11 protein-coding genes are annotated in these 10,034 nt (G+C 67.8%); all 11 read right to left on the minus strand.

The annotated features are described in order from the left end of the window. Positions 1-147: 147 nt before the first annotated feature. A complete protein-coding gene (gene tssG / locus VFL64_RS13745) occupies positions 148-1,287 on the minus strand; it encodes a type VI secretion system baseplate subunit TssG (protein WP_489540943.1) in 1,140 nt (379 codons plus the stop codon). A gap of 112 nt (positions 1,288-1,399) precedes the next feature. Next, positions 1,400-3,277 (minus strand): type VI secretion system baseplate subunit TssF, encoded by a 1,878-nt coding sequence (tssF, locus tag VFL64_RS13750; protein WP_489540944.1) that lies wholly within the window; start codon positions 3,275-3,277, stop codon positions 1,400-1,402. Between the two features lie 15 nt (positions 3,278-3,292). Continuing rightward, on the minus strand, positions 3,293-3,814 hold the full coding sequence (tssE, locus tag VFL64_RS13755; RefSeq protein WP_489540945.1) for a type VI secretion system baseplate subunit TssE: 522 nt from the start codon (positions 3,812-3,814) through the stop codon (positions 3,293-3,295). After that, entirely contained in the window at positions 3,811-4,608 is a 798-nt protein-coding gene (locus VFL64_RS13760; protein ID WP_489540946.1) for a type VI secretion system accessory protein TagJ, read from the minus strand. Before VFL64_RS13760 ends, tssE begins: the two co-directional genes overlap by 4 nt. A 5-nt stretch (positions 4,609-4,613) precedes the next feature. After that, a complete protein-coding gene (locus VFL64_RS13765) occupies positions 4,614-5,111 on the minus strand; it encodes an Hcp family type VI secretion system effector (RefSeq protein WP_489540947.1) in 498 nt (165 codons plus the stop codon). 58 nt (positions 5,112-5,169) lie between these two features. Next, positions 5,170-5,607: a hypothetical protein gene (locus VFL64_RS13770; RefSeq protein WP_489540948.1), complete on the minus strand. Its 438-nt coding sequence runs from the start codon at positions 5,605-5,607 to the stop codon at positions 5,170-5,172. Positions 5,608-5,698: 91 nt separating this feature from the next. Further along, positions 5,699-6,178 carry an Hcp family type VI secretion system effector gene (locus VFL64_RS13775; protein WP_489540949.1) on the minus strand — a complete coding sequence of 160 codons (480 nt, stop codon included), beginning with the start codon at positions 6,176-6,178 and terminating at the stop codon, positions 5,699-5,701. Positions 6,179-6,271: 93 nt separating this feature from the next. Beyond that, positions 6,272-7,765: a type VI secretion system contractile sheath large subunit gene (gene tssC / locus VFL64_RS13780; protein ID WP_489540950.1), complete on the minus strand. Its 1,494-nt coding sequence runs from the start codon at positions 7,763-7,765 to the stop codon at positions 6,272-6,274. 30 nt (positions 7,766-7,795) lie between these two features. Further along, positions 7,796-8,308, minus strand: a complete 513-nt coding sequence (gene tssB, locus VFL64_RS13785) for a type VI secretion system contractile sheath small subunit (RefSeq protein ID WP_489540951.1) — start codon at positions 8,306-8,308, stop codon at positions 7,796-7,798. A 36-nt stretch (positions 8,309-8,344) separates the two neighbouring features. After that, positions 8,345-9,349: a type VI secretion system protein TssA gene (gene tssA, locus VFL64_RS13790; protein WP_489540952.1), complete on the minus strand. Its 1,005-nt coding sequence runs from the start codon at positions 9,347-9,349 to the stop codon at positions 8,345-8,347. 119 nt (positions 9,350-9,468) lie between these two features. Further along, a partial coding sequence (locus tag VFL64_RS13795; RefSeq protein WP_489540953.1) for an ATP-binding response regulator occupies positions 9,469-10,034 on the minus strand: 566 nt, incomplete at its 5' end.

Below are 10,034 nucleotides of genomic sequence, written 5' to 3' on the forward strand. Positions count from 1 at the left end.
TCGGAGTCTTGCGCCTGCAGGATCTGGAAGAACCAGTGCTGCAGCTCGACGTAGGGGTTGCCGAGCAGCTTGCAGAACACGGTGGCGCCTTCGATGGCCTTGTAGGCCAGCGGGTTGAGCTTGCCGAAGAGGGCGGCGCGACTGATTTCAGCCATGGTGAACTCCCTGGAATGCGTCATCCCGGCGTACGCCGGGATCCACTGGTGGTGATGCTTGGGCGGGTATGAGCTCTGGATCCCGGCGTGCGCCGGGATGACGGATGTCTTGCGGCCGCAGCCGCAGTTCGCCGCGGTCGGGGTGCGGAGTCTTGCGGCCCAACCAGGTGCTGCGGCCGAGGGCGGTCGTGCGGTTCATGCCCAGCGCCGGCACCTCGCTGCCCTGGAGCACGAGCTGCACGTCCCACAGCATGTCGAAGCCGAGCAGCTGGCGCATCCAGTCGCGCAACTCGGTCAGCGCCGGCTGGCCGGGCAGGAACTGCTGGTACTGCGCCAGCGTGAGCGGGCCGATGTGCAGGCGCAGCTTGTACTGCCGGTCCCACACCTTGGAGCCGGCCACGACCGACACGCCCAGCGGCGCGCTGCGGCGCGCGCCGGGTCTGCCGAGGCGGCTGCGGTCTTCGCTGCGCAGCGGCAGCCAGTGGCCCACATAGGGCTCGATGCGGATGGGCACCTGGAAGTACTGGCGCAACACCTTGACGATGGTCTCGGGGTTGCGCGTGGGCCGCGCCAGGTGGCCCGCTGCGAAGCGCTTGGCGGTGTCGGGGATCGAATCGGCCTGGCGAAGCGGTGCCGGCGCCTGGCCGAACAGCGCGCTCACCCATTTGGCGAACTGGTCGTCGGCGGGCCGGTCGGCCTGCACCGCGGGTTGGCTCTGCGCCCAGGCGCGGTAGAAGAGCAGCAGCGCGCGGTGGTGGAACACATCGGCAAAGCGCGCCAGCGTCGGGTCGGCATGGTTGCGCAGGCGGTCGCGTGCGTACTCGGTGATGTGCAGCGGCAGCGGGCCCATGGGGCCGAACAGGCCGAAGAAGCGGGCGCCCAGGCGCGGCGGCGTCTTGCCGGCAGGCTTGAACGACATCAGGCCCGCGGGGGCGAAGTCGAGCTCCGGGTCCTGCCCCAGGCGGATCGGTTCGGCACCGGGGCGCAGCGCGCTGCCCAGCCGTGGCGCATTGGGCGCGAGCGACTCGATCTCGCGCAGCACGGCAAAGAAGTCGTGCGCCCAGGGCTCGGCCTCCAGGCGCTGAAAGAGGCGCTCTCGGCGCTGGTGCAGGAGGGGTGAGTCGGCTTTCATGTGGATGCCGGCCCGTCAACAACCGTTCACCCTGAGGTATCGAAGGGCCGTGCGGGAGGTCGCGCGGGGCTTCGATACCTCAGCCTGAGCGGTCGGAGGTTCGCCATGAGGATCAGAGCACAGCATGGGCGCCGATGCGCGGTTTGCAGCGCATGATCTCGCCGCGCGAGGCGGAGCGCAGCACCGTTTCGCAGAAGCTGTTGGCCGCCGCGTGCCTTGCGAAGAAGCGGTCAAGCACCTGGCCGAGCAGGAAGGCACTCGACCCCTGGAAGCCGAGCTCGTCGACCAGCGCCGTCACCTCCACGCCGCAGCCGAAGGTCAGCGGGCCGGGGAAGGGCAGGCGGCGCACCACCGACTTGGCCTCCAGCCACTGGATGCTGTCGACCTGCTTGGACCAGGCCACGTCCTGCTCGGGGCCGTGCAGGGAGAGCAGGGTGCGCAGCGCCGAGGCGGCGCGCTTCGGGTCTTCACCGGCGATGCTCAGGTAGTTGAGCGTGAGCAGGCTCACCATGGACCAGCCCACGTCGCCACGCGCCAGGCGCTGTACCGGACGCGTGGGGCCGCGCAGCGTCTCGATGCGCCCGGCCGGCCCCGCGGCGTCGAGCACCCAGGTGGTGGCACTGCCGGGCAGCAGGGTGGGCAGGTCGCGGTTGGTCACCAGCGCGCTGAGTGACAGCTGGCGGATGTCTTCGCGGTAAGGCGCGTTCTGCGGGTCGACCAGCGAGACGAACACCTCCTGCCCGACGTAGGCAGAGCGCGGCCCGTCCTGCCGCTGGCGCGACGACAGCAGGCGCGGTTCGCGCCGCACGGTGAAGTAGGCGGCGTGGCTGCGCGGGGCGTCGTGGAAGCTCGCGTACAGGGGCAGGAAGCGCTGTTCCGCCACCTGGGCGATGCCGTAACCCGTCACCGATTCCAGGGTATGGACTTCATAGTCCATCGGCCGCGTGCGGTCGGGCACCACATGGTGCTCCCAACTGCCCGTGCCGAGCTGGATGCGATCCAGCCGCTTGGGAAACAGATTGACGGCGGGGGTACAAAAGAGCGCGAGGCTGCCGGCGTCCACCAGCGATTCAAGGGCGGCCTCCCCGCGCGAGAAAAGAAGAACGATCTCGGCCTCGGCGCCATCCACGGTGGCCAGGCGGCGTGCGAGATCGTTGACCTCGAAGAAGAGAAAGCGCTGCGGCATGGCCGACAGCTCCTGCAGCAGGCGGTGCCCGCTGAAGCCGCGCAGCGTCTCGGGCAGCAAGGCCTGATCGTCGTCGTAGCCCATGGGCTGCAGCGAGTCGCCGTCGGAGAAGGCCGCGGTGGGGCTGCGCTTGGTGTCTGCCGAGCCGGTTCCCAGCCAGGTGCCCAGTGTGTTGCCCAGCACCAGCTCGTGCAGGCGAAAGGCCACGTCGTCCGGTGCCGAGATGTGGAAGGCCAACCGGTCGAGCTTGAGCTGCTTGAACTTGAGCCCGCCGTGCAGCTTGAGCTTGATGCGCAGGCCGCCGCGCAGTTGCCGCGCCACCGGCAGGTGGGTCAGCGGCAGGTCGGGGGCGTGGGTGAAGTACTGCACCGACTCGATCTCGATCGGCCACAGCGTCACGTCGTGCGCGGTGCGGAACTCGCAGCGCGTGCCCTGGCCGCGCGTCAGCTCGCTGGTGAGCGCACTGCCGCGCTTGACGGTGAAGCCGCGGGCGAGGTTCGGGTCCAACGGGTCGGGCCGCATGCGCACGATCGTCATCGACGGCACGGGAGACAGGAAGCCGGGGTACACCGTTTCCAGCAGATGTTGAACGAAGCGCGGGTGCTCGGCCTCGATCTTGAGCTGCACCCGCGCAGCCAGGAAGGCAAAGCCTTCGAGCAGGCGCTCCACATACGGGTCGGTCACCTCCAGCCCGTCGAGCGAAAGGCGGGCTGCGATCTTGGGGAACTCGGCCGCGAACTCGGCGCCCACCTCGCGCAGGTGGGTCAGCTCGTCGTTGTAGTGGCGCAGGAGGTTCGGGTCCATGGGCGGCCTTGGGCGTCAGGGGTGACGGCGAACCGGGGTGCCGCTGCCCATGTCGCGCACTTCCACCTGGCCGGCTTCGAGGTCGAGCTGGGTGCGCAGCAGCAGTTCCAGCGGCACGGGCTGCGCCCACATGAAGCCGTGGATCTCGAACTCGATCACGTTGTGGGTGTCGAGCACGCTGGAGGCGTCGAGCGCCTTCACCTGCAGCGAGTCTTCCATCACGCGCGGCTCGAAGCGCAGGATGGCCTGCTTGATGGTGCGCTCCAGCTGGCTCACGTCCACGCGCGAGGCGAGCTGTCCCGACATGGCCGGCAGGCCGAAGTTGAGCACCGACTCGGCGGCCTGCGGGTAGAGCGTGGCGGCGATCTTGCCCAGCGGCTGCACGGAGTTGAGCAGCCAGGAGAGGTCGCGCAGCACCGCCTCGCGGATCTGTGCCTTGTTCATCACGCGGGCGTCTTCGGCTTCCACCTGGGAATGCGGTGCGAGATCGGTCAGCCGATCCAGCAAAGCCGGTTGCAGTCGATCACGCAGGTTCATGACGAGGGCGTGAGCTTGATCTCGCGCGCTTCCAGCAGCCCGAGTTCGGCGCTGCTGGTCGAGAGCACCCGCTGGCCAAGGCCGGCGTACTGGTCGGGGCCGCAAGGCAGCCACTCGGTGGCGCGGGCGAGCTTGAGCTTGCCGTCGGGCTGCTCGCGCGTGCCGGGGTAGCAGGTCGGCACCAGCGCCACGGAGTCGCCGCCATTGCCGAAGGTGAGGTGCACCGGGGCCCAGACCATGTCGCGCAGGTCTTCGGGCGCTTCGACCGTGATGGCCGAGAGCGCGTTGAAGGGCACCCAGGTGTAGCGGCCGTTGAGCACCACCTCCAGCACCGGGCCGAGGCGCGAGTCGGCGTCAGCGATCCAGTCGAAGGCCTCGCCGTTGAGGCTGCCGGCAGTGGCGGGCGCCTGCTCGAAGGCGTCGGCACGCAGGCGCTGGGCCTGCGCGGGCTGGCCCTGGCCGTCCTGGCTCAACGCCTCGATCAGCATGGCCATCCAGGCGGTGGGCTGGCCGAAGACGACCGGCGTGGTCTTGCCGGCGAACACCGCGCTGCGCACGGCTTCGCACTTGATGGCCTCGCTGTAGGTGTTGACCATGGCGAGCGTGAGGGGGTCGAGCTCGCCGCACACGACGAGCTGCGCCATGGCGCGCTCCCACTGGCCCAGCACCGACAGCAGCTGGAACAGGAAGACGCGCAGCTTGGCGTCACTGGGCTTCTCGCGCACCTGCTGCTGCAGGGCCTGCAGTGCGGCATGCGGGTCGCCGGCGGCGAGGAGTTCCTGGGCGCTGGCCATGGTGATCAGGCGGGAAGGATTTCGTCTTCGAAGGTGAGCGAGGCACCGCGCCCGCCCGCGGACTTCTGCGGTCGGTACTCGACCGAGACCTTCTGGAACTGCAGCGTCACGGTCTCCAGCGTGTTGCCGTGCTCGTCGGTGGCGTGGTCGACGGCGGTCACGCGGGCCTTCTGCAGCGTGATGAGGAAGTAATCGATCTGCTCGGAGCCGGCCTTGCGCATGGTGAGCTTGGCCTCCTTCACCTCGTCGTTGGTGGCGAGCGCCGCCATGAGCGCGGTGGTGGCCGCGTCGATCTGCTTGACGACCGTCAGCCCCTTGTAGGCACGCCGGCCGGTGGCCTGGGCCGAGCCCAGTGCGGCCGATGCCGCCACGCCCCAGTGCCAGCCCTTGAGGACGATGTCGTCTTCATGGCCGGGCGTGATCGCTTCGCCTTTCACCTTGCCGGCACGCTTGGTTTGGACGCTCAGGTAGATGTCGGCTGCGCCGGGCAGCGCGGAGGGCATGGAGGCTGGCATGGGAGACCTCGGCAAAGGCTAGGGGTGGGGCAGTCGGGCACGCGCCTCAGACGGTTTGCGCGCGTTTCCTGCCGGTGGCCAGCGCCGGGTTGAAGCTCCCCGGCGAGCCGTTGACGACCTTGGGGTCGCCCGGTTCGAGCGGCGTCATGATGTTCTCGACCTTGCCGGCCTGGAGGTTGTAGACCGCGATCTGCTCTTCCTTGATGGCGGCCTGGACGGCGCTTTCGCGGGTGATGTACTTCTTGACGCTGTCGTAGTAGGTGTCGGGGCCGGTGGTCCAGGCACCGATGATTCCCGAGCCGCTTGGGCCCAGGGCGTGCTGCATGCTGAGCTGCAACCCGGTGAAGTTGTGGTTGTCCTGCGTGGCGGCGTAGGCGACGCAGAAACCCGTGCCCGTCAGGATGCGGCCGGTGTTCAGGTCGATGCTCACGCCATCGGGGTGAAGCTTGGCAATGCCCTGCACGGTCTCGGCGGTGATGGCCATGGGTGTCTCTCCTCAACCTGCAGGATGGGGGCCGTTCGGGGTGTCCCCGAACGGTGTTGTGGTGATGGACGAAGCGGCGTGGGGCGAAAGATCAGGTGATCTCGGTGGTGGCGTTGTTCCACCCGAACTTCACCTCGCCGGTGAGGCCACCCTTGTCGTCTTGCGCCTTGTAGGCGAAGTCGATCTGCTTGTAGGCGAAGGTCACGCTCTCGACGATGTCGCCGCCGGAGCTGCCCGAGGGCTGCACCGACTTGATGAACACCTCCTTGAACTTGATCACCAGGAAGTCTTTCTGGCCTTCGCCGGCCTTGCGAGACGTCATGGTCACTTCGGGGAAGTGCTTGCCCGAGGCGCAGTACTTGGCGAGCACGGGCGAGCCCTTGTCGTACAGGTGGGTGATGTGGAAGTCGCCCGGCTGGGCCTTGCCCTTGCCGGAGCCGCCACCGGCGCCGATGGAATCGTTGGCGACGCCCCAGGTCCAGGACAAGACCTCGATCTCGCCTTTGTGGTCCTTGTGGGTCGACTCGCCGTCCACGCCGGCAAACTTGATGTGGGTGTCGATGGATGACATGTGAATCTCTCCTTGAGCTCAGAGTTGTTGAACAGACTTGGTGCTGGTAAGGGGACGCGAAACGTGACGAAAGGGCGCAGTGAGCGACGTCGTTCAGGCCTGCTTCTGTGATGGCAGTTTGGACACCAGGCGCAGCGACACCGTCAGCCCTTCGAGCTGGTAGTGCGGCCGCAAGAAGAACTTGGAGCTGTAGTAGCCGGGGTTGCCGGGGATCTCTTCGACGGTCACCTCGGCGGCGGCCAGGGGCTTTTGCGCCTTGGTGGTCTCGGACGAGTTGGCGGGGTCGCCGTCGACGTAGTTCATGATCCAGCCGTTGAGCCACTTGGCCATGTCGTCGCGCTCCTTGAAGGAGCCCACCTTGTCGCGCACGATGCACTTGAGGTAGTGCGCGAAGCGGCAGGTGGCGAACAGGTAGGGCAGTCGGGCCGCCAGGTTGGCATTGGCGGTGGCGTCGGGGTCGTCGTACTCGAAGGGCTTTTGCAGCGACTGGGCGCCGATGAAGGCCGCGAAGTCGGAGTTCTTTCGGTGCACCAGCGGCATGAAGCCGTTCTTGGCGAGTTCGGCCTCGCGGCGGTCGCTGATGGCGATCTCGGTGGGGCACTTCATGTCGACGCCACCGTCGTCGGTGGGGAAGGTGTGCGTGGGCAGGCCTTCGACCGCACCGCCGGATTCGATGCCGCGGATGCGCGAGCACCAGCCGTACAGCTTGAACGAGCGGTTGATGTTGACCGCCATCGCGTAGGCCGAGTTGGCCCAGGTGTACTTGGTGTGGTCGGCGTTGGCGGTGTCTTCCTCGAAGTTGAACTCTTCGACCGGGCTGGTCTTCGCGCCGTAGGGCAGGCGTGCCAGGAAGCGCGGCATGGCCAGGCCGATGTAGCGCGCGTCGTCGGACTCGCGCAGCGAGCGCCACGAGGCGTACTCGGGCGTGGTGAAGATCTTGGTCAGGTCGCGCGGGTTGGCGAGTTCCTGCCACGACTCCATCTGCATCAGCGTGGGCGCGCCGGCGGCGATGAAGGGCGTGTGGGCCGCTGCGGCCACCTTGGACATCTCGCCCAGCAGCTCCACGTCGGGCGGGCTGTGGTCGAAGTAGTAGTCGCCGACCAGGCAGCCGAAGGGCTCGCCGCCGAACTGGCCGAACTCTTCTTCGTAGACCTTCTTGAAGATCGGGCTCTGGTCCCAGGCGGTGCCCTTGTAGCGCTTGAGGGTCTTGCCGAGTTCGTTCTTGCTGATGTTCATCACGCGGATCTTCAGCATCTCGTCGGTTTCGGTGTTGTTGACGAGGTGGTGCAGGCCGCGCCAGGCGCTCTCGATCTGCTGGAAGTCGGCGTGGTGCAGGATCTGGTTGATCTGCGCGCTGAGCTTCTGGTCGAGCTCGGCGATCATGGCCTCGATCGAGGCGACCACGTCGCTGCCGATCACGGCGGTGTTGGCCAGCGCCTGTTGCGCCAGCGTGAGCACGGCGTTCTCGACGGCCGACTTGGCTTCGTCGCTCTTGGGCTTGAACTCTTTCTTGAGCAGGCTGGCGAAATCGCCACCCTGGAATTCGACGCCTTGCAGTGCGGAAGATTGACCTTGTGTTTCTGCCATCTTGGTTCTCCGTCAGGTTCTTGTTCCGGCTTACTCGGCCTTGGGTTCGTCGGTGGTCTTCTTGGCGCTGGCGAGGCTGGCGAGCAGTGCCGGGTCCTTCACCACCTTGGCCAGCAGCTCCTCGGCGCCGGTCTTGCCATCCATGTAGGTGATGAGGTTGGAGAGCTGCTGGCGGGCCGTGAGCAGCTGGTTCAGCGAATCGACCTTGCGCGCCACGGCGGCGGGCGAGAAGTCGTCCATGCTCTCGAAGGTGATGTCGACCGAGAGGTTGCCTTCGCCAGTGAGCGTGTTGGGCACCTGGAAGGCCACGCGCGGCTTCATGGACTTCATGCGGCTGTCGAAGTTGTCGACGTCGAAATCGAGCAGCTTGCGCTCGGCCACCGGGGGCAGCGGTTCGGTCGGCTTGCCCGACAGGTCAGACAGCACGCCCATCACGAAGGGCAGCTGCACCTTCTTTTCGGCGCCGTAGAGCTCCACGTCGTACTCGATCTGGACGCGCGGCGCGCGGTTGCGGGCGATGAACTTCTGACTGCTGGTGGCCATGGTGTAACTCCTCTGCGCTGGATGAAGGAATGACGACTACTGGTTGCTGTTGCCGGCGATGTTTTCGATCTGGTCGATGCCGGCAGGCGCCAGGTCTCTGATGATCTCGAGGAAGCTCTTGCCCATCAGCCGCTGCGCGCGGCGGATCAGCAAGGGTGCGGGGTTGGTGGGCTCGTTGCGTTCCAGCCACTCGCAGGCGCGGTCGAGCAGGCGGTTCACGTCTTCGCGGCTTTGCAGGGCGCCGGGCGTGCTGCGTGCGGCTGCGCTGCCGGCGGCGGTGTTGTCGTTGGCATCGTTGGCCGCTTCGCCGCTGCCATCGGCCTGAGCGGCCACGCTGGCCAGCGCCTGGGTCAGCACGCGCAGGGGCCGCAGTTCGGGGCCCTGGGCACCACCGACCTTGTCGATGAGCAGGGCTTCGATGCGCTTTACCTCGGCCTGGGCTTGTTTGAGGGCGGCCAGCGTGCCGGCGTCTTGCGCTTCGGCCGCCTGCAGGCCTTGCAGCACGCCTTCGAGGGTGGGCACCGATTCGCTGGGCAGGGGCTCGGCCTTGCCGGAGGCCAGCTCGACCTGCCGCACGGTCAATGCCGGGCGGCCGGAGCCGATGGCCGCGGCGCGCAGGTCAGCCAGGCCGGCGTCGGCATCGACCAGCGGGGCCAGCGCATTCAGGCGCATGGTGGGATCGTTGTTGTCGTCGGCGTCGAGCTGGGGGTAGACGCGCTCCCAGTGGCGTTCGAGCAGCCCGGCCACCAGCGACAAGGAGCTGGTGTAGGCCACCACGCCTTGCAGCCGGGCGCTGGCGCGGGCCAGCAGCACGGCCACGCGCAGGTCGCGGGTGCGGCCGGCCAGCGCCATGGCTTGCTCGTGCACCACGCGCCAGTCGGGCTCTTGGGCCGCGACCACGGTGTCGCCGAACTGCTGCTCGGGCTTGCCGCGGGAGGCTTCTTCGAGCGCCAGGAAGGCCGGGTCGTAGGCCAGGTCGGCACCGCAAGGGGAATCGTCGCCGAGAGGGGCCAGCAGATCCTCGACGGGAAGGGCGTTCATGCGGTGCGCTCGGTGGGGCGTTGGGTCACGATGAGCGGACTGTATGGAGCGGGGCGCCCGCTTACATCAGCCGAAAGTCATCTGGCCGTCCACCCGCTTGATGACCCGCCCGCCAGCCCTTACGGCACGCTGCGCAGCACCGCGTGCAGCTCGCGCGTGCGCACGGGCTTGAACAGCACCTGGTGGCCGCTGCTGTGCACGCGTTTCACCTCGTCGGGTGAGGTGTCGCCGGTGATCAGCAGGGCGGGCAGCGGGGCGCCGTAGACAGCCCGCACGCGCTCGATGGCGTCAATGCCGTCTTCTTCGTTGGCCAGGCGCAGGTCGGAGAGCACCATGTCGATCACGCCGGCGTGGCGCCGCACCTCGGTGCAGGCCTCCTGGATCGTGGCGGCGGTGAGCACGTGGTAGCCCCAGGTCTGCAGCAGCTCGCTCATGCCCACGCGGATGCTCTCCTCGTCGTCGATGAGCAGCAGGGTGCGGGTGGAGTCGATGGGCGAGGGCACGGTGTCGGCCGCCACGAGCAGGTTGTCCATCTCGTCGAACTCGGTCGCCTTGATGAGGATGCGAAACACCGTGCCACGCCCCGGCTTGGAGGCCACTTCGAGCTGGTGCCCCATCAGCAGCACCAGGCGCTTGACGATGGCCAGGCCCATGCCCAGGCCGCGCGAGCGGTCGCGGCCGGGGT

Origin of the sequence: Rhizobacter sp. (genome assembly GCF_035702065.1) — a bacterium.
Lineage (GTDB): Bacteria > Pseudomonadota > Gammaproteobacteria > Burkholderiales > Burkholderiaceae_C > Rhizobacter.

Excerpts from the sequence above, each read along its gene's own strand:
- tssG (WP_489540943.1), bottom strand. The coding sequence starts at position 1,287 with ATGAAAGCCGACTCACCCCTCCTGCACCAGCGCCGAGAGCGCCTCTTT.
- tssF (WP_489540944.1), bottom strand. The coding sequence starts at position 3,277 with ATGGACCCGAACCTCCTGCGCCACTACAACGACGAGCTGACCCACCTG.
- tssE (WP_489540945.1), bottom strand. The coding sequence starts at position 3,814 with ATGAACCTGCGTGATCGACTGCAACCGGCTTTGCTGGATCGGCTGACC.
- VFL64_RS13760 (WP_489540946.1), bottom strand. The coding sequence starts at position 4,608 with ATGGCCAGCGCCCAGGAACTCCTCGCCGCCGGCGACCCGCATGCCGCA.
- VFL64_RS13765 (WP_489540947.1), bottom strand. The coding sequence starts at position 5,111 with ATGCCCTCCGCGCTGCCCGGCGCAGCCGACATCTACCTGAGCGTCCAA.
- VFL64_RS13770 (WP_489540948.1), bottom strand. The coding sequence starts at position 5,607 with ATGGCCATCACCGCCGAGACCGTGCAGGGCATTGCCAAGCTTCACCCC.
- VFL64_RS13775 (WP_489540949.1), bottom strand. The coding sequence starts at position 6,178 with ATGTCATCCATCGACACCCACATCAAGTTTGCCGGCGTGGACGGCGAG.
- tssC (WP_489540950.1), bottom strand. The coding sequence starts at position 7,765 with ATGGCAGAAACACAAGGTCAATCTTCCGCACTGCAAGGCGTCGAATTC.
- tssB (WP_489540951.1), bottom strand. The coding sequence starts at position 8,308 with ATGGCCACCAGCAGTCAGAAGTTCATCGCCCGCAACCGCGCGCCGCGC.
- tssA (WP_489540952.1), bottom strand. The coding sequence starts at position 9,349 with ATGAACGCCCTTCCCGTCGAGGATCTGCTGGCCCCTCTCGGCGACGAT.